This window comes from Maribacter luteocoastalis (assembly GCF_048890225.1).
GTDB lineage: Bacteria > Bacteroidota > Bacteroidia > Flavobacteriales > Flavobacteriaceae > Maribacter > Maribacter luteocoastalis.
The window spans coordinates 1-22051 of record NZ_JBMFZG010000009.1; the positions used below are offsets into that span (position 1 = coordinate 1).

Here is a 22051-nt window from a genome sequence, read left to right on the forward strand (position 1 = left end):
AAGAAGCATTTTGGTTTGTAACACAAATTTTATTTTGGTGGTTTGTAGGATGGTTGGTGTTAAGAAAAGATTAATTTTTAACTGTTTCTTTTTGCGGTGCTTGCACAATGACCTCTAACAATAGGATATACACAATTGTTGATATCCCACTTATGTAAACTAAGATAGTAAATCTTTAATATTCATGAAGGAACGGTCGGCTACATGGGTGTAAATTTCGGTTGTTTTGGTAGAACTATGCCCAAGAAGAAGTTGTATATGCCTTATATCCGTACCATTTTCCAAAAGATGGGTCGCAAAGCTATGCCTCAGCATATGCGGGGTCACTTTTTTCATAATTCCAGCTTTTTTGGCCGCTGCATCCACTATATTTACCACACTTGAGCCACTATACCTATTTCCATAAGCACCTTCAAAAAGATAGTTAACAGGTCTGTATTCCCTGTAGTAGGTCTTTAGGTCCTTGAGCATATTCGGGCTTAGGACACTATATCTATCCTTGTTCCCTTTTCCGTTTAAAATATTCACGATCATTCTTTGGCTATCGATATCCGTAACCTTAAGGTTCAAAAGTTCGTTCCGTCGAAGTCCTGAGGAGTAAAGAAGGCCCACAATGCATTTATGCTTAATATTGTTGGTGTTCTCCATGATTTTGATAATCTCTTCCTTGGAAATCACTTTTGGTAATTGCTTCTGTTTTCTTGGTCTTTCAATGGAATAGAACCTATTTGGCATTCCCAAAACAATCTCATAATAGAATTTTATACTATTGACTGCTAAGTTTATATAGGAGTTCGATTTGTCTTCCTGTACTAATTTTTGAAGATAATTGCGTACATCCATTTCGTTCAAATCTTCTGGATCCGTATCAAAATAATGATTTATAAAAGCTTCGAAGCATGATACATAATTGCGGACCGTATTTTCCGCATATCTTTTCAACTCTAATTTTAAGAGGTATTGTTCAGGACATTTCTTATAATCCTTTCTTTCAGGGCGGTTCCTGATCTGCGCCAGGTTAAGTTCAGGATTGTCACTGGTAATGATACGTTCCGTAAAAAAATAGTTCCCGTTTATCCAGGCCACCCCTCTGAACGTTTTAAAAATACGCTCTAGATTGGCTTTGTTATTTGGGATATGGTACATACCAAAGGATTTGCTCCAGGTTACGTTTGGCAAAGAATCCACCAATGCCTGTAATACTTTGTTGGTGTTGAATTGCAGACCTATGCATTTTTGATTATTGATAAGTAAATGTTTGATGGTAATACTTTGGTGAGTGTCCATAATGATATTTTTTGTCAATTTAATTGTAATAATTGATTTTATCGTACCTTATACGGATAGGATACGTATAATGCACTATTAAATAATCTTAAATGAGAATTTACAAGGATTGTCTACAATGCGGTAAAGAATTAGAGGGTAGAACGGATAAGAAATTTTGTGATCCCCAATGTAAAAGCGCCTATCAGTACCAAAAGGAAAAGCAAAGACCGGAACGTTTTTTTAATAAGGTGGACAACCAACTTAAATTGAACCGAAAGATCTTAAAAGAGTACAACAAAGGAGGAAAAGTAACCATACGCAGTAAAGTTCTTTTGGATCTGGGTTTTGACCCTAAATTTTTCTCACATTATTGGAAAAACCAAAAAGGGGAGGTTTACCTATTCGTGTACGAATACGGATTTTTAAAAAGAACTGAGAACGGGAAGGAGAAATATGTGCTGGTCACATGGCAGGAGTACATGAACTGAATTAATTTACTATCCATGAAATAACCGTCTACCTATGGCTTCTGAGTCAATTTGTGTCATTTCGGGGTATTATTTTAAAGTCCAATTAATGATTCTTGGAAAATCCCTTGAATAATTTAATGATGAACAGATCCAGACAAGTCATTTAGTTCTGCTTCTCCAAATATGACTTTAATAATATATGGGCATATGACCATAGCATCATTTGGCCATAGCTATATAGCTATATTCAATTTAGTGATGCAATAGTGCCCTGATGCACTAATGTGATATAACTATCATGCTATATATCGAATGCCTCCTATAGCATCAGTTAAAATGTGAGCGTTTCTTTATGCACACCGTAAACTTTTAACGTTTTCTTTTCCCTGTCCATATATTTAGGACCTCCGCTGGAGACACCCAAGCCCCATTTTTAAGCTTTTTGTGGCTAGGGGGAAGAATATAGTCGCTATCGCCTAGGTTGATGACGGTCTGGTGAAAGATGGTAACCGCTCAAAGGAAAAAGTGGTCCTTCGGTACCCATTAACTATCCTATTACTGGGTATATGTAACTGCTTCATTAATGGGTAAATATGTTGGTATCCAGGAAATGGGAAACGGCATTTGGAGGGTATTTTATAGAAACGTATTTTTAGGTTTCTTTGATGAAAAGTATCTAAGAAATAAAGAACAAGCAACAAGATTGGAAATTAATTTAGTGTAAACCTTAATCTTTAACTTGTGTAAACTATGTGCCTTAACGAACAGTATAGGCAAAGGTTGCCCTTATACATTAATCGGTCTGAATATTAGCCAGGCCAAACCGAATACCTTAAGCTTCATGAATACCCTAAAATTCCAATTTGTTCCTAAAAAGTGGTGTACACTACTTTATGTACAGCACTTAAAATCTAATTCTTCACTTGCCCTTAGGTTTGCCATAAGTTAATCGGAGGTCACGTAGCAAGCCATGTTTTTGCAAGCAAAAACTGCTCACTTTGTTCGCAGGCTTGTTGGGTTCCTCCCCAAACCCCAGAATTATGGCACGTCCAAAAAAGGATATTGAATCATTGAAAGCGATACGGGTCAACGTTCGTATGACGGTCAACGAATACTTGATCGTTTCCGGTAATGCGGCAACATTGGGTATGGGAATACCGGATTATATCCGAAAAAAATTAATAGGAAGACCGCTCCCGAGAACCAAAGTGACACCGGAGGATAGAAGACTGTTCGTAGAGTTGAGCCGTATAGGCAACAACATCAACCAACTTTCTAAAAATTCCCATCTGCGCATGCACTCTCCAAAAAAGCTGTCTCTACAATTGTCAGAACTACGGCATCTATTGGGCGAATTAAAATCAAATATCAAGGATAAATGATAGCCAAGCAGATAAAGGGAAAGGATTTTTATGGACTGTTGGCCTACAACCAAAAAAAGGTTGAACTAGGCCAGGCTGTTGCACTGGATGCCAACATCGATTTGGGCAGCGCGGTGGAGATGTCCAAGGAATTCAATTTGGTCAGGCAGTTGCGTCCCAGGTTGGGCAAAGCCGTGTACCATGTTTCCCTGAACCTTCCGCCCGATGAAAAAATGAACGATAAAAATTTTGTTTCTATGGGATTGGACTATCTAAAGGGAATGGGATTCGACGATAACCAATATATCATTTACCGTCACGATGACCAAAGTCACCAACACATCCACATTGTGGCGAACAGGGTAAAATATTCCGGAAACTTGGTCAGCGATAGTAAGGACTATAAGAGAAGTGAAAGTTTGGTAAGGAAATTAGAACAGAAATATGGACTTTCCCTACTTCCTGATGAACCTTCTGTGCGAAGAGCAGCCCTAACCCAAAAGGAAATTGAGAAAACACTTCGGACGGGCAGCGCACCGACAAAAAGTATAATGCAACACCAACTGATGGAGGCATTGAAACGCTCGGGAAATATCGAGGAGTTCATATATCAATTGCAGTCAAGGGAGATTATGCCAAAATTTAATATCAGCAAGACTACAGGAAGAGTTTCCGGTGTTTCTTTCAGCTACGAAGGGATTATTTATAAAGGGAGCAGTTTGGGAAGACAATATTCATGGAACAACATCATAAAACAAATTGACTATGAACAAATCAGAGACAGTGCAGTTATTCTCCAAACTAATGCAGCAGAACAAGGAGATTTTAGAGGGATTGACGCAGGTAAAGAAGGGCCAGGGGAAAATACGAAACAATCAAAAAGTACTATCGGCAGGGCAGGGAAAATTGTTGGCCAACCAACGGATTATTTGGGACTTTCTGAAAAAGATATCCTAAGTCCGGAAGCCTTCAATACTTATAGAAACGAATTGGATGGCCCGCTCTGGAGAAGGCGCAGAAAAAAAGGGAGAAGTAGGTAGTGAAAACCGCGGTCGTACATATAGAACCATTGAATCTTACAGGGAGGGCATTTTGCGTGCGATTGGGTATTTCCTATAATGGACAGATAATGCAGTCACTACGTGATCAAGGATTGGTCGATTTCTTTAAAGTGGGTAAAAAATATCTGTATCCTAGGGAAGACATTGAAAGAATAAACTTAAAATTGCGGAAAGGTGAAATATCTATCAAGGTCAATAATGGGTATTATATCACGATAAACTAACTATTTCACATTACCCAAACAACCTATTCATTTCATCAACCTGTTCTTTTTGATAAAAGTCTTTTAAGTAGTGTTGAGTAGTAGACAATTTTGTATGCCCCAGTAATTTAGAAGCCATCAATAAACTCGTGTTATTTTTCACAGCAAAATCTGCAAAGGAATGTTTAGCCATATGAAAACTTAAACCTTTACCGAAACCTAAACGTTTATCTAATAATTTAAGTGAAACATTAAGCATTTGATTTTTTGACATAATTCGAGTTTCGATTTCTTCCTTGGTTTTATTTTCCCATCCATATAAAGGAGGAAAAATGAAAGTTGCATTACGACCTTCATATTTCTTAAGTATTTCCAAAGAAGAATTGTTTAAAGGAACGGTTCTTTTCGATCCAGCCCTCTCCTTTGATTTTGACATGACATATACGATATGGTTTTCCGAAATGTTGGACCATTTTAGTTTACAAACGTCGGAAAATCGCATTCCTGCTGCATAAAAGGAAAATAAGAAGATATCTCTGGCTACATTCATACCTTTCCTGCCAGCCATTAAATTATGTTGGGAAAGTTTATCGATTTCTTGTACACTCAAAAATTGTTTTTCAGAATGTTCCCTTTTGGTTTTGTAGGATTTAATAGGGTTATTAATAATTAAACCTTGTTTTTCAGCTATGTTCATTACTTTCTTTAGATTGTCGATGTTTAAGGAAATCGTATTTGTTTTGTTGCCCTTTATTAACATGTCTTTTTCATAATCTCGAACAAGCTCAATAGTTAATTCTGAAAAATTAATGTTCCCAACAAACGCCTTAAATTTGTTTAAACTTTTTTGCTGAGAAATGGCAGTTCTTATTTTACCTTCTAGTTTCTTTTCATCAATGTAATTTTGATAGAAATCCACAAATGACATGGATGCATATTTCTGCCTGTTTTTAATTAGTTTTAATAACCTTTTTGCACTTACACCAGCATTTCCATAATAGATTTTCTGTACTTCATTCAGCATGGACACAAGAGACCCATTCAACTGTTCCTCCAAAACATGTTTTTTAATTTTCTTTTTCTTTATATCCCACTGATTTCTTTTTATTGAAATTCCAGTATCCAAATATTGAACATCCTTTTGTGAGGTTTCCAATTTTAGCCTTATCAATTGAGTTCCATTTTTCTTTATATATGAGGAGAGGTAGAAATTGAAGTTCATTTTTTTAATTAGTTCGAAATTAGTTCGAAATCATAACCAAAATAAACAAAAATAAAACAATATAAAAAATTCGAAGCTTGAAAAACAACGAGTTAGGTACTGTAATTGCTGGAAATAAGGCATTTTACGAGAAAATAACTGTTTTATTGTTGTAGACCATAGTTTTTCTTAAAATATGGAGTTTAACACCTCTAGAAAGAACTATTTTTTCTAAATCTCTTCCCTTGCTAATAAAATCAGTAATGGCATGTGTATGCGATACGGTTGTTACATCTTGTTCTATTATTGGTCCTGCATCTAATTCTTCCGTAACATAGTGACACGTAGCGCCGATAATTTTAACACCTCTGTCAAATGCGGCATGATACGGTTTGGCTCCAGCAAAAGCAGGTAAAAATGAATGATGGATATTTATGATCTTATTAGGGAATTTCGAAATTAGTTTTTCACTCACTATTTGCATGTAGCGCGCTAAAACGATAAAATTAACATTGTACTTATCCAGTAGGTCCAGTTGTTTTTGTTCTGCTTCTTGCCTATTGGATTTTGAAAATGGAATATAATGGTAAGGAATATCAAATTGCTCTGCTATATAGTTTAAATCTGGATGGTTACTTAATATGAAGGGTATTTCTACATCAAGCTCACCAGAATTAAATCGGCTTAACAAATCATATAGGCAGTGATTGTATTTAGAGACAAAAATTGCCATTTTGGGTTTTACGCCATCAACATGCATGCTCCAGTCCATCTGATAATTAGTGGCAATATCATTTTTAAAACTTGATTTTAGCACTTCAACATCAAAATCCTTCTGAGTAAAATCACTCTCCAACCTCATGAAAAATACATTGGCAGATTTGTCCACATGTTGGTCTAGATAAACAATATTACCATGTTGGGCATGAATAAAACCTGTAACGGAGCTAACGATTCCAGTTTTGTCCGGACAATTAATAAGAATAATTACTTTCAATGTTGAATATTTTAAAACACCAAAAGTAACTTTTTAACCTTTATGGCTAAAGCCAATTTATGTGATTATAATAACAGGTTGGGGCAGGTGTTTTTAAATAGTACTTATTTAAGCGATAGTTTCCATTGCTTGTAGTGCTTCCTAAAACTTTTTATCTCGTTTCGTAGTAGGTCTAGATATTCTATTTCTTTCAGTCCATCTTTTTCTAATCCCAAACAATAAGAATTTATGTTTCTAATCATAATATTTATGAAAGAAACATTTTGCATTCTTTCACTATTAGACTGACTTTGTTCTACTTGGGCAATTTTTTGTGGAATTAGAATGGCGTCCGTCAATAATGAATCTGCCATGATGTCCCTATGACTTTTAGATTTATATAAGTACAGTAAATCTTTATTTAAGGTTACATAAGACACAATCTCCCTACTCATTTTACAAAGTTCAAGCGCTTTTTTATACACAGGAATATGTCTTAAATTTTTTTGTGACACCAGTCAAATAGTTTGAATTATTATACTATAAAATTACTGTAGGAATCGGAGATTATACTTTGTATTCAATAGTAAATTTGTAATTTTGCTATTGAAACGTAGTATTTAATCTTTTAAACTTTTGAAACATAAAATTGACGACATTAATTGGAAAATCCTTAAAAAACTACAGCATAACGCTCGGGAATCTTTCGCAAACATAGGTAGGTCAGTAGGCTTGACAGCTCCTGCGGTTGGTGAGCGCGTAAAAAAAATGGAGGATTTAGGAATTATTGAAGGATACCATGCCAAAATATCACATTCAAGTACAGGACACCAGTTAAAGGCGATTATTACCTTAAAGGCATTTATGGGAAAACTTAAGCCTTTCTTGGCTATTGTTGAAACCTTTGAAGAAGTAGTCAACTGCTATAGAATTACAGGTACTGAGAACATAGTTATGGAGGTAATCCTTAAAGACCAGTTTCATTTGGAGAAATTTATAGATAAACTGATTCAGTATGGGGAAACTAGGACAAACGTAGTTTTGTCACAGGTAATATCGGATGCGCCAATAAACAAAATAAATGGATGATAACACCCGACCATTGAGGTTAAGTTAAATCTTTGAAAGGTATAAAGGCTTCTCCTATGTGGAATATTATTAAATTGATAATGAAATTTTGGCTTTATTTTTGATATGCTATTTAATATGAGAAAAATTACCGCTTCTTTATTTTTTATCCTTCCTTTTTTACTGTTTTCGCAACAAATAAAGCTTTTGAAAGGGGCTATTAATGACGGTATTGTAGTTAACGACACTGTAAAAGAAACCTTTGCCGTTTACCTTCCAACAAACTTTGATATAGAAAAGACTTGGCCAGTAGTATTTGTTATTGATATGGATGGAAAGGGAAAGCAAGCATTGTCCTATCTAAAGGAAGCTGCCGATGCTGAAGGTTATATCATGGCTAGTTCTAATAATTTAAATGACAGTCTAAGTATTTCACAAAATATATTGGTTGCCAATAGAATGTTCAATGAGGTCTTTGGTATGTTCAAAATTAAAAAGGATCGCACTTACACATTAGGATTTTCCAATGGAGCCAGGTTTGCATCTATTATACCAACTTTTATTAATGAAATAAGTGGTGTTGTTTCCTGTGGGGCTTCAGTGGGTAACCTTGAAATACTGAATTCTAAAAACCCATTTTATTTTATCGGAATAGTTGGTAGGGAGGATTACAACTATGTGGATATGATAGATACAAGACAATATTTGAACAAATTAAATTTCCCTAATCAGTTATTGCTTTTTGATGGTGGTCATGTATGGCCAGAAATTGATTTGATAAAAAAAGCGATGCGTATTTTTACCATATCTCAAATGGAAAAAGGTAATGTTGCCAAAGATGACCTATTTATTAAACAATCCTATGAGAACGAGTTGTTAGAGGCAAATAATAGCTTTACGGATGGTAAGCCTTTATTGGCAGAAAATAAGTTGACTAACGCAATGCGGGTATACAGGTCTTTTTATGATATTGATACATTAAAAAGCTCCATAAAACTACTTAAACGAAGTATTTCTTACAAAACCAGCAAAAGAATACAGAATAACTTTTTTTTAAAAGAATCTTTTACAAAGGATGATTATAATTTTTACCTAGAGGAAGATGTAGCCACTTATAATTATAACAATTTGGGATGGTGGAATTTTCAAATGACCGAGTTGGATAAATTGCAAGAAAGCTCCAATCCATTTGAAAAACAAATGGGTAAAAGATTACGGGGATACATTAATGCATTAATTCAAGATAATATAGATTTTATAAACGTGCAAAAAATCGCAGATCTATCGGCCTTGGAATTCTTATACATGTTACAAACGATTACCGACCCCAGTAATTATGATAGTTATTTAAAAATTATTTCCAGTAGCTCTAAAGTTGAGGATTTTGGAACCGCACTGTTTTATTTGGAGGAATTGCTAAGAAATGGATATAGGGATAAGGCAAGTATTTATGCATTGGAAGATACCGCATTATTGCGTATTACTCCAGAATTTAACAAATTGATTGAAACCTATTTTGATGATGCCCGTTACAAAATAATTAAGGAGTAAAATCAGGGAATTAGTTCGATGAAAATTTTTAAAACATATTTTATTTTTACTTTTATTCTCATTGTCAGTTGTAAGCAAGGGAAAAAATATCATGATGTAAAGAATCATGATAATGTGTTAATTAAGACCGATAAGTTAGCTGGTATACTAGCTTTTCAAGATGACTTAAATTCGGAATTTAAAAATCCAGATAGTTCTCCATTACCAGATCGATATAGGAAAGATTTTGAAGGGCTTGACTTCTTTAATCCTGATACCAATTATGTGGTGGAAGCTAAATTTATAAGGACACCTGAAGCTTTGCCTTTTTTAATGCCGACCACTACAGATAGAAAATCTACAGAAGTAGTTTATGGTATAGTAAGATTTGAACTTAATGGGGACAGTTACGAACTAGAGATTTATCAAAATCCAGAATTGATATTGGAAGAAGGTTATGAAGATTATCTGTTTTTACCATTTACAGATGTTACCAATGGAAATGAGACATATGACGGTGGTCGTTATTTGGATTTAAAAATACCTGAGGGTAATACTATTGTGTTGGATTTCAATAGGGCTTATAACCCCTACTGTGCCTATAATAAAAAATATAGCTGTCCTTTGGTGCCTTCTAAAAACAATCTGGACACTAAGGTTTTGGCAGGTGTAAAAGCCTTTGGTGAAAAATAAAAAACCCGGTGTTATCACCGGGTTTTTTCATGCTTAAAACTATAAAAAATCAACCAACTAATCTTGCGTTTAGAAAGAATATACGGCTGCCAATACAAAAGATGAAAGGCTGCTCATTGCTTCACCATCACCATTAACAAACGTTGTATCTTCAGATGTACTGTCCAAACGTAATTCTGGCTTAATGATCAAATTACCAATAGTGGCACTTCCTGTCAAGGTAACGGCAAAAACACTTGCATCGCCATTAGCATCTGTAGCACCTATTGCACCAAAGAAATCTGTTTCAGAGAAATATTCGCCCCTTAATCCAATAGTAAAGTTTTCAGAAGTTGCCAATTGTGGGTAAACCGCTACACCGGCAAAGCTTCCGATACCGTCATTCTCATCACCACTAAAGTATGCAGCGTTCAATCCTAAGAAGAAGGAATCTGAAAGGTCAAAACCACCAGTGAAATCTATCTCGTAAGAACCGTTGTCAATCAATAAGTTTGCGTATTGTCCACTATATCCTAACTGTACACCATAAGCATACTGTCCAACTGGGTTAAACTCAGTTAAATCTGTAGGATTCATTACTGCAAGCATTAAACTAAAATCATCGGATAATGCAAAATCGGCTTTTAATCCTGTGTGAGAGAAAGGTCCGTATGAGAACAAGTAGGATGTACTGTAGTTAAAGTTTGCTACAGGGGAAATTACTTCGTACCCTAAGAACGTATTAAAATTACCAAAGGTTAAAGTAACCGCGTCACTAACATTCCAGTAAGCATATAATTGGTTTACTATATCACCTGTTGCGGAGTACATTGGAGATGCAAAAATTGCATCTGTTCCTCTAGGTCCAAAAACTAAATCGGCAACAAAACCAACTTTTTCTCCCTCATATGCAGCAACTACGTTTGCCATACCCAAGGCAAAACCTGGCAAGTTGGCGAAAGAACTACCTGGCGCTTGTGCATCAACACCGTTTCCAGCGTTAAGGTTAGCCCTATAATAAGCATCTATAGAACCACTTAAACTAAATTTTGGAGAATCAGCTTCTTCCTCCTGAGCTACTACTGCAGAAACAGTTAAAAGTGCAAATGCTGATACAAATAAATTTTTTACGAGTTTTGTATTTATAATCGTTTTCATAAATTTAAATTTTAAATCCTTTTTAGGATTGTTTTGAGATAAATGAATTTGAATTGTTTTTGAAAAGGTTATGTAACGGAGCGTTCTGCAAAACGCTCCGTTTTTCTTTTCTGTGATTTAGTTTGTTAGTGCTGGTTCATTCTGAAGTCGGCATAAGCATCCATCCCATGTTCGTGAATGTCTAGTCCTTCCAACTCTTCTTCTTTTGATACTCTTAGGCCTAAAGTGGCTTTTAATACTCCAAGGATAGTACCTGAAGTAACTATACAGAATGCCCCCACTATCAATACACCATATAACTGGGTCATGAACTGATCTACACCTGCCATGCTTCCAAAAAGGCCAACGGCCAATGTACCCCAGATACCACAGATTAAGTGAACAGCTACAGCGCCTACCGGGTCATCTAGTTTTAACTTATCAACTAAGGCAACACCCAATACGATAATAATACCTGCAAGGAAACCAATGATTACAGCTTCGTTAGGAGACATTAAATCTGCTCCGGCAGTAATACCAACCAAACCACCTAGGATACCATTTAGGAACATGGTAAGGTCCAAGTTCTTATATAAAACCGTAGAGGTGATCATGGCCCCAAATCCACCAGCAGCAGCAGCTAAACTTGTAGTAACCAATACTAAGGAAGTTAATTCAGGATCAGCAGATAACACAGAGCCACCGTTAAATCCAAACCATCCTAACCAAAGGATAAGAACACCTGCGGTTGCCATAGGAATACTGTGACCTGGTATAGCCTTAGGTTTGCCATCTTTTCCAAATTTACCTATTCTAGCACCTAACAAAGTTATAGCTACCAAAGCTGCCCATCCACCTACTGAATGTACCAAGGTAGAACCTGCAAAGTCATAGAAGCCCCAAGAATCCAAGAAACCACCGCCCCATTTCCATGCACCTACTATTGGATATACCAATCCTACGTAGATAACTGTGAAAATCATGAAAGAGCCAATTTTAATACGTTCTGCAACTGCACCAGATACAATTGTAGCTGCTGTTGCTGCGAACATCCCTTGGAAAAGAAAATCTGTCCACCAAGTGTAACCGCCATCTGCATAATCTGGAGTCATTCCTCCTTCTGGTGCAGCAATTCCAAATCCTGCAAATTTTAAAATTCCCATATCCCCATCTTCAAAACCGGGATACATAAGGTTAAATCCGAAAGCATAGTATAAAAGTAGGCCTCCAGTGATAATAAATATGTTTTTAAATAATATGTTGATTGTGTTTTTTTGTCTTGTTAAGCCTATCTCTAAAAAGGCAAAACCTGTATGCATGAAGAATACCAGTGCGGTAGCCAACATCATCCATACGTTATTCGCTGTAAATAATCCTGCGTCCATGTTAAATAATTTTAGTTAGTTGATTTTTTAGTTGATACCTGCTAATCCGCTTTCTTTGGTTCTGATACGGTAAGCTTCAATTATGTCTGAAACGAATATTTTACCATCTCCTACATTGCCGGAATAGGCTGTTTCCAAAATTGTATTTACGGTTTTTTCTAAGAAATCATCCGATACTACAATAGATAGGTATCTCCTTTGTATATCTGTGGTGCTGTAAGAAATACCACGATATACATGACCTTGTTTTTCATTGCCAACCCCAGTTACATCCCAGTAGCTGAAGAAGTTAACTTCAATTTGATGCAATGCCTCTTTGACATCGTCAAATTTTGACTTTCTGATAATTGCCTCGATTTTTTTCATTGTATTATTTGTTTTGATGCGTCAAATGTATGTTAAAATATTTAACACCCTAATTTTTTAGGGGGTATAGATATGATTTTTATGCTTATGATAAATTATACCCTATAAAATTAAAGGTATTAATAAATAAGAGTATTGATTTTGAGAATTTACGGATTGTAAATGATGGGTCCTGTCATTATTTGATGAAAATGGAAGAAAAGTGTAAAAAATATAGATAAATGTTAAATAAGTTGATTAAATACTAAGAAAACTTAAATATTTAAAAATTACCCTTGGTAATGTTATTTTTATAACATTTTTGATAACCAGATACCAAAAGAGACGGCTAGTATTCCAATTAGTAGACTGCCAATAGTGTAAATTGAAAAATGAAGTATGCTTGCATCTTTTAAAAGGGAGTGACCTTCAAATGCAAACGAGGAGAAGGTGGTAAACCCACCGCAAAAGCCTGTTACTAATAATAAGGATTGTCCTTGGCTGAGATAATTGTTCTTAAAAGATAGGCCTATTAATAGTCCTATTAACAAACAACCTATAGTGTTTACTAAAAAAGTGCCAAGGTAGAAGTTTGGATATATTGGGTTTAAATATTTTGAGCTTAGGTAACGGAGTAAACTACCAACACCACCACCGAGAAAAACAAGTAAGAATTGTTTCATACCTTATAAAGGTATAAAACTAAATTGCTTTTTTATAGCTAGTAGCTAGTAAATCTATTGGGTAAATAACGGTAACTTTAGGTGAAGAAACTCTATGCGTAGGTTTTTTCGTCTTTTTGTTAACGCTGTTTAGACTTGCAATGACAATTGCAATATTTAACCCAATTAAAACGATAAGTATAGTAAAGAATGTCATCATAATTATTGCCCCTATATAGATGAATAACGCAAAATTACGCTATTTGGTATATTATACGAGGAAAACTGGTATTTTGTTGTGAAACCCTTAACTTTTGTGGGGAATGTAAAAAATTGGGAATTATTTGAGTAAATACTTAATTATAAAGAGTAGAATTATGAATATTATGAAGATTATTCCTACCCATCTAACGCCTTTGTAATTTTTTTGATGCAGGTTTAAGTCCTTTTTGTAAGAGATAATAATTATTGAGGTAAAAGATAGAGCAAATAACGCTGCAAAAACAATTTGTCCGGTGCTGAACATATTTTATATTTTTACGCAAAGCTAATTTAAATTAAGGGAATTAAAATGAAAAGTAAAATCAACGCAGTACAACAGTTTCATGAATCGTTTGGTTTAGGTGTTTCACACGAAATGAAGGCTAATTTAGGTGATGAAAAAAATTTATTACGTTATAACTTAATGGATGAGGAAAACCAAGAGTACCTAGAAGCGGCAAACAATAATGATTTGGTAGAAGTGGCAGATGCATTGGGTGATATGCTTTATATTCTTTGTGGGACTATTTTAGAACATGGTATGCAATACAAGATAGAGGAGGTTTTTAATGAAATACAAAGAAGTAATATGAGTAAGTTAGGTGAAGATGGTAAGCCTATTTATAGGGAAGATGGTAAAGTGTTAAAAGGGCCTAATTATTTTAAACCAGATATTGCCAACATTTTAGATAAATAAAAAAGGGCCATTGGCCCTTTTTTGTACTATTATTTATTCACTTTGTATCGCCATCCAAATTTATCTTCAGAGGTATTGTATTGTATGTCTGTAATAAGGTTCTTTAGCTTAGAGGCATAACTGTCTTCCAATTCGGGTAAAACATAATCCGTATCCTTATAGCCAAAGCCTGAAATTGGAGAAATTACAGCCGCCGTGCCGGCGCCGAACATTTCTTTAAGGCTACCATCTTTAGCTGCGTTGACAACTTCTGTAACCGAAAGTTTACGTACTTCCGTAGGGATGTTAAGATCTTCGGTTAACTTTAGAATACTTTTACGTGTAATCCCATCTAAAATGCGGTCACTGGTAGGAGCAGTAATCAAAGTGTCATTTATTCTAACAAATATATTCATAGCTCCCGCCTCCTCAATATACTCATGCTCCGTGTCATCGGTCCAGATAACTTGGTCATAGCCTTTTTCAACTGCTAATTGGGTAGGGTAAAATTGTCCAGCATAATTACCGCCGGCTTTTGCAAAACCTACACCACCATTTGCAGATCTAGAATATGTCTGTTCAATTAAAACCTTCACTTTTCCAGAAAAATAGGATCCAGATGGGGCACATGCAATAATAAATTTGTACTCATCGGCAGGAGATGCATGAAAACCATTGCCAGAGGCGAACATAAAAGGCCTAATATATAATGAAGACCCTTTCTTGGTAGGAATAAATTCTTGGTCTAATTCCAATAAAGTGGTCAACCCATCCATGAAATAGGATTCAGGTATTTCAGGAATTGCCATTCGCTTTGCGGAAATATTAAATCGTTTATGATTGTCCAATGGTCTAAATAAAAAGATGTCACCATTACCATCTTTGTAAGCCTTCATTCCTTCAAATATAGATTGACCATAATGAAATATTTTAGACGAGGGGTCTAAAGTAATAGGCTGGTATGGAACAATTTTTGGAGTTTCCCAAACACCATTCTTATAATCACAGACCAACATATGATCGGTATAAACCGATCCGAATTTAAGATTGTCAAAATCTATTTGGTCAATTTTTGAGGTCGTTGCCTTTTCTACTAGAATGTTTTTGGTATCTGTGCTCATCAAAAAATAAATTAAAGATTAAAATTAATCAATTATCCCAATTGCAACTTCTTTTTTAGTTTAAAAATGCCCAGTTTTGTAAGAGAAATTTAATTTTTAATAAATATGAAAGGTTTTGGCATTTTACTTATTTTTTTATTAGTCTTTTATTTTTGCAAAGGTCAGATTTCACCTAACGAAATGGGTTCGGAGAAAAACAATTATATGTCTATCGGTGATAAAATAGATACAAAGAAGGCATTGGGTAATGCTGCTATGCTAGAAAAATACCTAATAATGAGCGCGACAGATACGCTATTGACTAAATTCGCCGGAACAGTTAAAGAAGTTTGTAAGGTAAAAGGATGTTGGATGATACTAGAACTCTACAATAACGAGGAGGTTATGGTGAGGTTTAAGGATTATGCTTTTTTTATGCCCACTGATATACAGGGTAAGGATGTGATAGTAAATGGAGTTGCTTTTGTTGAAGAGATGAGTATAGAAGATCAAAGACATTTTGCCAAGGATGGCGGAGCCAATGTTGATGATATAAATAAGATTTTAAAACCCAAAAAGACCTTTGGTTTTGAAGCAAGTGGGGTGTTGATAAAGCAATAAGAATAGGTGCAAAGAGAAATCATTACAACAGCGGACGGATCTAAAACCATTCAAATAAAGGATTGGGAAGAACAATACCATTCCAAACATGGTGCTGTACAGGAGGCATATCATGTATTTATTAAACACGGTCTTGAATTATTTAAAGGGGAAAACATTAGAATTCTTGAAATAGGTTTTGGTACTGGATTAAATGCTTTTATTACTTTGTTGGAGTCTAAAGCATTGGATTTGAAAATTGAATATCACGGAATTGAAGCCTATCCAGTGGCACTGCATGAAATTAAGGAACTTAATTACGTTTCAATCTTAAAAGCAGGGGCAATGCAAGCCTATTTTGATAAAATGCATAATTCTTCATGGGAAGAAAAATCCAATATCAATTCTAATTTTACACTTTTAAAATTGAAGAAGTTTTTTAGTGATATTGATGATGAACAACTCCATGACCTAATTTATTTTGATGCTTTTGGCGCACGTGTACAGCCAGAACTATGGACCGTTGAAATCTTCCAAAAAATGTTTACAGCGCTTAAGCCAGGCGGTTTTTTGGTTACCTACGCCGCCAAAGGAAGTGTAAGAAGGGCTATGCAGGAGGTTGGTTTAGTGGTAGAACGTTTACCAGGGCCACCAGGTAAAAGAGAAATGTTAAGGGCTAAAAGACCCAGTTAACTAATGTAAAACATTAATAATTTTATTTAAAGTTTAGTTAACTCTGTTAAATCCAAATTAAATCCAACCTAGACCTTAATTCAAAACAATACCTTTGAAATATGAAAGTATTGATTACAGGTGCGACGGGTTTAGTTGGTGAGGAATTGGTGGCCCAATGTCATACAAAAGGATATGCTGTTAATTACTTAACTACAAGTAAAGACAAGTTGGTTTCAGAAGACAACTATAAAGGATTTTACTGGAATCCTTCTAAATATGAAATTGATCATAGTTGTTTGAACGATGTGTCGATTATTATAAATCTTGCCGGAACTAGTATTTCAAAAAGATGGACGTCAGCTTATAAAAAAAAGGTACTTCAGAGTAGGGTTGATTCCCTGCAAACATTATATAGGGCAATAGAGGAAAACCCTAACCATACTATAAGTTCAATTATATCGGCATCTGCCATTGGTATTTATCCAAATTCACTGAGTGACCTTTACACAGAGGATGAAGAAGTAATAGATGACAGTTTTTTAGGTGACGTAGTTTCGGTTTGGGAGGAAAAGGCAAATAGGTTTAATAACTTGGGGCTCCAAGTCGCAAAAGTACGTATAGGGTTAGTATTGTCTGCTAAAGGAGGCGCGTTGCCGGAAATGGCAAAGCCTATTAAGTATTATGCTGGCGCAGCCTTCGGAAGTGGTGAACAATGGCAATCTTGGATTCATATTTCAGATTTGGCAAGTATGTTTTTATTTATTGCGGAAAACGAATTGACCGGTATTTTTAATGGTGTTGCTCCTAATCCTGTTACTAACAATAAACTCATAAAAGAGTTGGCAAAGGTATTGGAAAGACCACTTATATTGCCAAACATACCTGAATTTGTCATGAAGGTATTATTAGGTGAAATGTCATATCTTCTTTTTGCAAGTCAAAGGGTAAGTTGTAAGAAAATTGAAGAAGAAGGTTTTATTTTCAACTATCAGAACGTGTGTTCTGCCTTAAAGGAAATTTATGAAAATAGTGTAGTTGAGCGTAGCGCAGAAGATAAATTGAATAAAGAATTTGTTTCTTGATGTAACTAGTAAATTATCGCAAAAAGATGGAAAATCCGCATTTGGCGGATTTTTTTATAAACTTTGGTGACATTTTGACATTTTTAAAGATTTGGCAGTACTTTTGCCACCTCAAAATCGTCGATTAAATAATGATAATCATATGAGTAAAAAAAATAAGGCGGAAAGGACCGATGAAGAAATTTCGCAGGATGAAGTATTGACAAACGAAGAGCAAGACACTGCAAAAGAAGAGGTGCAATTGTCTAAGGAAGATCAGTTAAAAGAAGATTTGAATAAGGAAAAAGATAAATTCCTTCGGTTGTTTGCAGAGTTTGAAAATTATAAAAAACGTACATCGAAAGAACGTATTGAGCTTTTTAGAACTGCTGGTCAAGAAGTCATAGTTGCTATGCTACCTGTGCTTGATGATTTTGATAGGGCGTTAAAAGAATTGACAAAATCTGAGGATAAGGAAATGTTCAAAGGCGTGGAATTGATTAATGGTAAGCTAAGGGAGACTCTAAAGGCTAAGGGACTGCAGGATTTAGAAGTAAACGCCGGTGATACTTTTGATGCTGATATCCACGAAGCAATAACACAGATACCCGCACCTGATGAGAATATGAAGGGAAAAATAATAGATGTCATTGAAAAGGGTTTCAAGTTGGGCGATAAGATTATCCGACACCCTAAAGTGGTCGTTGGTAATTAATAGATAGGTATGAAGGAAGATTATTATGACATTTTAGGTGTAGGTAAAAGTGCATCTGCAACGGAAATAAAAAAGGCGTATCGCAAAAAGGCAATACAGTATCATCCCGATAAGAACCCGGGAGATACCAATGCTGAAGAGCAATTTAAAAAAGCTGCGGAAGCTTATGAGGTGCTAAGTGATGCCGACAAAAAAGCAAAATATGACCAGTTTGGTCATGCCGCATTCGATGGCAGCGGAGGCTTTGGAGGTGGCGGAATGAACATGGACGATATCTTCAGCCAATTTGGTGATATTTTCGGTGGTGCTTTTGGCGGAGGCGGTTTTAGTGGTTTTGGAGGTTTTAGTGGTGGGCAACGTAGGGCCAAAGGGAGTAACCTTAGGATTAGGGTAAAACTTTCTTTGGATGAAATAGCCAATGGTGTTGAGAAGAAGGTAAAAGTAAGGCGTAAGGTTCAGGCAGAAGGGGTAACTTATAGAACCTGTACGACATGTAATGGCAGGGGACAGGTTACAAAAATCCAAAATACCATTTTAGGCAGAATGCAAACAGCCGCAGCATGCAGTACTTGTGGAGGTAGCGGACAAATTTTGGACACCAAGCCCGGCGATGCAGATGCCCAAGGTCTAAAGGTTTTAGAAGAAACAGTGTCTATAAATATTCCGGCCGGTGTTGAAGATGGGATGCAGCTAAAAGTACCTGGTAAAGGCAACGATGCTCCGGGAAATGGTGTTCCTGGCGATTTATTGGTTGCCATTGAAACTATAGAACACCCTACTTTAAAAAGGGAAGGCGATAATTTGCACTATGATTTATATGTAAGTATTTCCGATGCAGTTTTGGGTACATCAAAGGAAATAGATGCTGTAGGTGGAAAGGTTAGGATAAAACTTGAACCAGGTATGCAATCGGGTAAAATTTTACGATTACGTGGCAAAGGTGTTTCTAGTTTAAATGGTTATGGAAGCGGAGACCTTTTGGTACATGTTAATGTTTGGACCCCAAAAGAGCTGAACAAAGAGCAAAAAGAATTTTTCCAACGCATGCAAGGGAACGAGAATTTTGAGCCTAAACCAGAAAAATCAGACAAGTCTTTCTTTGAAAAAGTGAAAGATATGTTCTCTTAAAACCAAACTGTTCGGTTTTTAAATAAAAAACGTATATTTGAGTTAATATTGGGAAACCAATATTAATTTTCTTTTTCATAGCAATTTTTTTCCCATCCTTGATTTTATTGAGGGTGGGTTTTGTTTTTTGGGCAGTTTGATGGTTTGGAGACTTCATGAAAAAATTAAATAGCTGTAAAAAATTCATGACAAAACATTTCAATATCTTTGAATAAATTGGCTGTATGAATAATATTTTGGTTGCAAAAAACGTTACCAAACAATACGGGTCCCACATCGCCCTTAAAGATGTGTCCATAGAAATCCCTAAAAATAGTATTTATGGCCTTTTAGGACCAAACGGTGCAGGGAAAACTACACTTATACGTATTATAAATCAAATAACATATCCTGACCAAGGCGAGGTTTATTTTGATGGAAAGCTTTTAAAACCTGAGGATGTAGCACAAATAGGCTACCTCCCTGAGGAGAGGGGGCTTTATAAGAGTATGAAGGTAGGTGAACAAGCATTGTATTTGGCACAGCTTAAAGGGCTATCTAAGAAGGATGCCAAAAATAGATTAAAACATTGGTTTGAACGCTTGGAGATTGGAGATTGGTGGGATAAAAAAATTCAAGAACTATCCAAGGGCATGGCACAAAAAATACAGTTTATAGTTACTGTATTGCATGAGCCTAAATTGCTCATATTTGATGAGCCCTTTAGTGGTTTTGACCCAATTAATGCCAATATCATAAAGGATGAAATTCTTAATTTAAAGAAGGAAGGCACCTCCATAATATTTTCTACCCATAGGATGGAGTCTGTTGAGGAGTTGTGTGAATATATAGCCCTAATACACAGATCAGAAAAAATTCTGGATGGGAAATTATCAGAAATAAAAAAAGCCTATAAGAACAATATTTTTAATGTTGGTCTCACCTTGGAAAACCCCAAAGAATTGTTGGCCAGTATTGCCAATAAATTTGAAATACTAGAATTTGATTACGATGAAGTAGAGAAGCAATTAAACCTAAAAGTACAATTGCCCAATAGTGAATCAGGAACATTATTAAGCTACATAGGAACAAAAGCTAACGTTAATAGTTTTGTTGAGACTATTCCTTCCGCAAACGATATTTTTATAAGAACTATAGAAGAGAAAGGAGTTTTCCATGAATAAATTATCATTAATAATAAGAAGGGAATATTTGGCCAAGGTAAGAAACAAGTCATTTGTAATCATGACTTTTTTGAGTCCTATTCTAATGGTGGCCATGATACTGCTCATTGCATATTTGACCAAGCTGAACGATAATGAAAAAAGAATAATCGCGGTTTTAAATGAAAGTAATTATTTCTCAAACGAATTTGTAACCTCCGAGGCTACTTCATTTGTTAATTATAGGGATCTTACTTTAGAACAGGCAAAGGACTCAACCATGAACATGGGGTATTATGGGCTTGTTTACATACCAAATGAGGATGACCTTGAGCAGGTCTCCAAGCGCGCTTTTTTTTACAGTAAAGAGGCGCCTAGTACTACTGTGCTGGAAAAATTGGAACGTATTTTTAAAGAACGGTTAAAACTAGAAAGACTGCGTAATTATGGTATTTCTGCGAAGGAATATGTTGAAATGGACAGTAATTATCAAATTAATATCTCAACTTTTGATGGCACCCAGAACTTAAAGGGTATAAATGAGATAAAAGCGGTAATTGGAGGTGGTTTCGGATATCTTATTATGATGTTCATTATTATTTATGGAGGGTTCGTAATGAGAAGTGTAATAGAGGAAAAAACAAGTAGGATCATCGAGGTAATTATATCTTCGGTTAAGCCCTTTCAGTTAATGCTGGGTAAAATTATTGGCACTTCCTTGGCAGGGGTTACCCAATTTGCTATATGGATTTTCTCCGGCACTATTTTGTTGTTTGTTGCCATGGCTATTTTTGATATTGATATGTCTACCTTGTCTGGTAATGGTATGGGAACTGGCGTTTCCAAAGGTATGAATATGGGATTGCCTACCCCAGATGACACTATGATGCTATATGCACAAGAATTGTTTGATATCCCTTGGTTGATGTTGATTTTACTTTTTTTGGTATATTTTATTTTAGGGTATTTAATATACAGTTCAATTTATGCTGCAATAGGGGCTGCTGTAGATAATGAAACAGATACACAGCAATTTATTTTTCCTATAATTTTACCATTAATGTTGGCGATTTACATAGGTTTTTTCTCAGTTTTTAGTAATCCACACGGGCCAATTGCCGTAGGTTTTTCATTATTTCCACTAACATCGCCAATTGTTATGATGATGCGTCTACCTGGAGGTATTGGTGAAGGGGGAGTACCGATTTGGCAGCTGGTCTCTTCGCTATTAATTTTAATAATTACCTTTATTGGGATTGTGTGGCTAGCTGCTAAAATTTATAGAGTGGGTATTTTAATGTATGGTAAGAAACCTAGTTATAAAGAAATCTTTAAATGGATTAAATACTGATA

The 22051-nt window shown here is 35.4% G+C and carries 25 protein-coding genes; 16 read left to right on the top strand and 9 right to left on the bottom strand.

Annotated elements, in window-relative coordinates:
- Nucleotides 1-159: 159 nt before the first annotated feature.
- The gene (xerA, locus tag ACOCEA_RS14905; protein WP_420757063.1) at nucleotides 160-1287 is read right to left on the bottom strand and encodes a site-specific tyrosine recombinase/integron integrase; all 1128 of its coding nucleotides are present in this window, start codon (nucleotides 1285-1287) and stop codon (nucleotides 160-162) included.
- A 92-nt stretch (nucleotides 1288-1379) separates the two neighbouring features.
- Here xerA and ACOCEA_RS14910 point away from each other — a divergent pair, with 92 nt between their 5' ends.
- The 5 genes from ACOCEA_RS14910 (at nucleotide 1380) to ACOCEA_RS14930 (ending at nucleotide 4385) form a co-directional block, all read left to right on the top strand.
- On the top strand, nucleotides 1380-1757 hold the full coding sequence (locus tag ACOCEA_RS14910; RefSeq protein WP_420757064.1) for a hypothetical protein: 378 nt from the start codon (nucleotides 1380-1382) through the stop codon (nucleotides 1755-1757).
- Between the two features lie 565 nt (nucleotides 1758-2322).
- Nucleotides 2323-2463 (top strand): hypothetical protein, encoded by a 141-nt coding sequence (locus ACOCEA_RS14915; RefSeq protein WP_420757065.1) that lies wholly within the window; start codon nucleotides 2323-2325, stop codon nucleotides 2461-2463.
- Between the two features lie 316 nt (nucleotides 2464-2779).
- Nucleotides 2780-3121 carry a plasmid mobilization protein gene (locus ACOCEA_RS14920; protein WP_420757066.1) on the top strand — a complete coding sequence of 114 codons (342 nt, stop codon included), beginning with the start codon at nucleotides 2780-2782 and terminating at the stop codon, nucleotides 3119-3121.
- Nucleotides 3118-4140, top strand: a complete 1023-nt coding sequence (locus ACOCEA_RS14925; protein WP_420757067.1) for a relaxase/mobilization nuclease domain-containing protein — start codon at nucleotides 3118-3120, stop codon at nucleotides 4138-4140. The genes ACOCEA_RS14920 and ACOCEA_RS14925 overlap by 4 nt, the downstream gene beginning before the upstream one ends.
- Nucleotides 4140-4385 (top strand): hypothetical protein, encoded by a 246-nt coding sequence (locus ACOCEA_RS14930; protein ID WP_420757068.1) that lies wholly within the window; start codon nucleotides 4140-4142, stop codon nucleotides 4383-4385. Before ACOCEA_RS14925 ends, ACOCEA_RS14930 begins: the two co-directional genes overlap by 1 nt.
- Before the next feature lie 10 nt (nucleotides 4386-4395).
- Here ACOCEA_RS14930 and ACOCEA_RS14935 read toward each other — a convergent pair whose 3' ends face one another.
- The 3 genes from ACOCEA_RS14935 to ACOCEA_RS14945 all read right to left on the bottom strand — a co-directional run bounded on the left by ACOCEA_RS14935 (nucleotide 4396) and on the right by ACOCEA_RS14945 (nucleotide 6996).
- Nucleotides 4396-5586, bottom strand: coding sequence for a tyrosine-type recombinase/integrase (locus ACOCEA_RS14935; protein WP_420757069.1), 1191 nt, complete (start codon nucleotides 5584-5586; stop codon nucleotides 4396-4398).
- A gap of 124 nt (nucleotides 5587-5710) precedes the next feature.
- Nucleotides 5711-6562 carry a formyltetrahydrofolate deformylase gene (gene purU / locus ACOCEA_RS14940; protein ID WP_420757070.1) on the bottom strand — a complete coding sequence of 284 codons (852 nt, stop codon included), beginning with the start codon at nucleotides 6560-6562 and terminating at the stop codon, nucleotides 5711-5713.
- A 104-nt stretch (nucleotides 6563-6666) separates the two neighbouring features.
- The gene (locus ACOCEA_RS14945; protein WP_420757071.1) at nucleotides 6667-6996 is read right to left on the bottom strand and encodes a hypothetical protein; all 330 of its coding nucleotides are present in this window, start codon (nucleotides 6994-6996) and stop codon (nucleotides 6667-6669) included.
- A 181-nt stretch (nucleotides 6997-7177) separates the two neighbouring features.
- Between ACOCEA_RS14945 and ACOCEA_RS14950 the strand changes: the two genes are divergently transcribed.
- From ACOCEA_RS14950 to ACOCEA_RS14960, 3 genes are all read left to right on the top strand, one after another.
- The gene (locus ACOCEA_RS14950; protein ID WP_420757072.1) at nucleotides 7178-7630 is read left to right on the top strand and encodes an Lrp/AsnC family transcriptional regulator; all 453 of its coding nucleotides are present in this window, start codon (nucleotides 7178-7180) and stop codon (nucleotides 7628-7630) included.
- A 117-nt stretch (nucleotides 7631-7747) separates the two neighbouring features.
- Entirely contained in the window at nucleotides 7748-9160 is a 1413-nt protein-coding gene (locus tag ACOCEA_RS14955; RefSeq protein WP_420757073.1) for an alpha/beta hydrolase, read from the top strand.
- An 18-nt stretch (nucleotides 9161-9178) separates the two neighbouring features.
- On the top strand, nucleotides 9179-9832 hold the full coding sequence (locus tag ACOCEA_RS14960; protein WP_420757074.1) for a DUF1684 domain-containing protein: 654 nt from the start codon (nucleotides 9179-9181) through the stop codon (nucleotides 9830-9832).
- 69 nt (nucleotides 9833-9901) lie between these two features.
- On the opposite strand, the gene ACOCEA_RS14965 is transcribed toward ACOCEA_RS14960, so the two are convergent.
- The 4 genes from ACOCEA_RS14965 to crcB form a co-directional block, all read right to left on the bottom strand.
- On the bottom strand, nucleotides 9902-10969 hold the full coding sequence (locus ACOCEA_RS14965; protein ID WP_420757075.1) for a porin: 1068 nt from the start codon (nucleotides 10967-10969) through the stop codon (nucleotides 9902-9904).
- A gap of 125 nt (nucleotides 10970-11094) precedes the next feature.
- On the bottom strand, nucleotides 11095-12333 hold the full coding sequence (locus ACOCEA_RS14970; RefSeq protein ID WP_420757076.1) for an ammonium transporter: 1239 nt from the start codon (nucleotides 12331-12333) through the stop codon (nucleotides 11095-11097).
- 27 nt (nucleotides 12334-12360) lie between these two features.
- Complete coding sequence (locus ACOCEA_RS14975) at nucleotides 12361-12699, bottom strand: P-II family nitrogen regulator (protein WP_420757077.1); 339 nt, start codon at nucleotides 12697-12699, stop codon at nucleotides 12361-12363.
- Between the two features lie 290 nt (nucleotides 12700-12989).
- Nucleotides 12990-13361 carry a fluoride efflux transporter CrcB gene (gene crcB, locus ACOCEA_RS14980; RefSeq protein WP_420757078.1) on the bottom strand — a complete coding sequence of 124 codons (372 nt, stop codon included), beginning with the start codon at nucleotides 13359-13361 and terminating at the stop codon, nucleotides 12990-12992.
- Between the two features lie 550 nt (nucleotides 13362-13911).
- On the opposite strand from crcB, the gene ACOCEA_RS14985 reads away from it, so the two are divergent.
- The gene (locus tag ACOCEA_RS14985; protein WP_420757079.1) at nucleotides 13912-14298 is read left to right on the top strand and encodes a pyrophosphohydrolase domain-containing protein; all 387 of its coding nucleotides are present in this window, start codon (nucleotides 13912-13914) and stop codon (nucleotides 14296-14298) included.
- A 29-nt stretch (nucleotides 14299-14327) separates the two neighbouring features.
- Here ACOCEA_RS14985 and ACOCEA_RS14990 read toward each other — a convergent pair whose 3' ends face one another.
- Nucleotides 14328-15398: a branched-chain amino acid aminotransferase gene (locus ACOCEA_RS14990; protein ID WP_420757080.1), complete on the bottom strand. Its 1071-nt coding sequence runs from the start codon at nucleotides 15396-15398 to the stop codon at nucleotides 14328-14330.
- Between the two features lie 180 nt (nucleotides 15399-15578).
- Here ACOCEA_RS14990 and ACOCEA_RS14995 point away from each other — a divergent pair, with 180 nt between their 5' ends.
- The 7 genes from ACOCEA_RS14995 to ACOCEA_RS15025 all read left to right on the top strand — a co-directional run bounded on the left by ACOCEA_RS14995 (nucleotide 15579) and on the right by ACOCEA_RS15025 (nucleotide 22049).
- Nucleotides 15579-15998, top strand: coding sequence for a DUF4920 domain-containing protein (locus ACOCEA_RS14995; RefSeq protein WP_420757081.1), 420 nt, complete (start codon nucleotides 15579-15581; stop codon nucleotides 15996-15998).
- Between the two features lie 6 nt (nucleotides 15999-16004).
- The gene (gene mnmC2, locus ACOCEA_RS15000; protein WP_420757082.1) at nucleotides 16005-16670 is read left to right on the top strand and encodes a tRNA (5-methylaminomethyl-2-thiouridine)(34)-methyltransferase MnmC2; all 666 of its coding nucleotides are present in this window, start codon (nucleotides 16005-16007) and stop codon (nucleotides 16668-16670) included.
- 101 nt (nucleotides 16671-16771) lie between these two features.
- Nucleotides 16772-17734 (top strand): TIGR01777 family oxidoreductase, encoded by a 963-nt coding sequence (locus ACOCEA_RS15005; RefSeq protein ID WP_420757083.1) that lies wholly within the window; start codon nucleotides 16772-16774, stop codon nucleotides 17732-17734.
- A 142-nt stretch (nucleotides 17735-17876) separates the two neighbouring features.
- Nucleotides 17877-18428: a nucleotide exchange factor GrpE gene (locus ACOCEA_RS15010; protein ID WP_420757084.1), complete on the top strand. Its 552-nt coding sequence runs from the start codon at nucleotides 17877-17879 to the stop codon at nucleotides 18426-18428.
- A gap of 9 nt (nucleotides 18429-18437) precedes the next feature.
- Nucleotides 18438-19556: a molecular chaperone DnaJ gene (dnaJ, locus tag ACOCEA_RS15015; protein WP_420757085.1), complete on the top strand. Its 1119-nt coding sequence runs from the start codon at nucleotides 18438-18440 to the stop codon at nucleotides 19554-19556.
- Between the two features lie 224 nt (nucleotides 19557-19780).
- Nucleotides 19781-20719: an ABC transporter ATP-binding protein gene (locus ACOCEA_RS15020; RefSeq protein ID WP_420757086.1), complete on the top strand. Its 939-nt coding sequence runs from the start codon at nucleotides 19781-19783 to the stop codon at nucleotides 20717-20719.
- A complete protein-coding gene (locus ACOCEA_RS15025) occupies nucleotides 20712-22049 on the top strand; it encodes an ABC transporter permease (RefSeq protein WP_420757087.1) in 1338 nt (445 codons plus the stop codon). The genes ACOCEA_RS15020 and ACOCEA_RS15025 overlap by 8 nt, the downstream gene beginning before the upstream one ends.
- The last annotated feature ends 2 nt before the right edge of the window (nucleotides 22050-22051 follow it).

Excerpts from the sequence above, each read along its gene's own strand:
- xerA (WP_420757063.1), bottom strand. The coding sequence starts at position 1,287 with ATGGACACTCACCAAAGTATTACCATCAAACATTTACTTATCAATAAT.
- ACOCEA_RS15010 (WP_420757084.1), top strand. The coding sequence starts at position 17,877 with ATGAGTAAAAAAAATAAGGCGGAAAGGACCGATGAAGAAATTTCGCAG.
- dnaJ (WP_420757085.1), top strand. The coding sequence starts at position 18,438 with ATGAAGGAAGATTATTATGACATTTTAGGTGTAGGTAAAAGTGCATCT.
- ACOCEA_RS14920 (WP_420757066.1), top strand. The coding sequence starts at position 2,780 with ATGGCACGTCCAAAAAAGGATATTGAATCATTGAAAGCGATACGGGTC.
- ACOCEA_RS14990 (WP_420757080.1), bottom strand. The coding sequence starts at position 15,398 with ATGAGCACAGATACCAAAAACATTCTAGTAGAAAAGGCAACGACCTCA.
- ACOCEA_RS15005 (WP_420757083.1), top strand. The coding sequence starts at position 16,772 with ATGAAAGTATTGATTACAGGTGCGACGGGTTTAGTTGGTGAGGAATTG.
- ACOCEA_RS14985 (WP_420757079.1), top strand. The coding sequence starts at position 13,912 with ATGAAAAGTAAAATCAACGCAGTACAACAGTTTCATGAATCGTTTGGT.
- ACOCEA_RS14960 (WP_420757074.1), top strand. The coding sequence starts at position 9,179 with ATGAAAATTTTTAAAACATATTTTATTTTTACTTTTATTCTCATTGTC.
- ACOCEA_RS14995 (WP_420757081.1), top strand. The coding sequence starts at position 15,579 with ATGGGTTCGGAGAAAAACAATTATATGTCTATCGGTGATAAAATAGAT.
- ACOCEA_RS14935 (WP_420757069.1), bottom strand. The coding sequence starts at position 5,586 with ATGAACTTCAATTTCTACCTCTCCTCATATATAAAGAAAAATGGAACT.
- ACOCEA_RS14975 (WP_420757077.1), bottom strand. The coding sequence starts at position 12,699 with ATGAAAAAAATCGAGGCAATTATCAGAAAGTCAAAATTTGACGATGTC.
- crcB (WP_420757078.1), bottom strand. The coding sequence starts at position 13,361 with ATGAAACAATTCTTACTTGTTTTTCTCGGTGGTGGTGTTGGTAGTTTA.
- ACOCEA_RS14915 (WP_420757065.1), top strand. The coding sequence starts at position 2,323 with ATGGGTAAATATGTTGGTATCCAGGAAATGGGAAACGGCATTTGGAGG.
- ACOCEA_RS14965 (WP_420757075.1), bottom strand. The coding sequence starts at position 10,969 with ATGAAAACGATTATAAATACAAAACTCGTAAAAAATTTATTTGTATCA.
- ACOCEA_RS14910 (WP_420757064.1), top strand. The coding sequence starts at position 1,380 with ATGAGAATTTACAAGGATTGTCTACAATGCGGTAAAGAATTAGAGGGT.
- ACOCEA_RS14970 (WP_420757076.1), bottom strand. The coding sequence starts at position 12,333 with ATGGACGCAGGATTATTTACAGCGAATAACGTATGGATGATGTTGGCT.
- ACOCEA_RS14925 (WP_420757067.1), top strand. The coding sequence starts at position 3,118 with ATGATAGCCAAGCAGATAAAGGGAAAGGATTTTTATGGACTGTTGGCC.
- ACOCEA_RS15025 (WP_420757087.1), top strand. The coding sequence starts at position 20,712 with ATGAATAAATTATCATTAATAATAAGAAGGGAATATTTGGCCAAGGTA.
- ACOCEA_RS14955 (WP_420757073.1), top strand. The coding sequence starts at position 7,748 with ATGAGAAAAATTACCGCTTCTTTATTTTTTATCCTTCCTTTTTTACTG.
- ACOCEA_RS15020 (WP_420757086.1), top strand. The coding sequence starts at position 19,781 with ATGAATAATATTTTGGTTGCAAAAAACGTTACCAAACAATACGGGTCC.
- ACOCEA_RS14945 (WP_420757071.1), bottom strand. The coding sequence starts at position 6,996 with ATGAGTAGGGAGATTGTGTCTTATGTAACCTTAAATAAAGATTTACTG.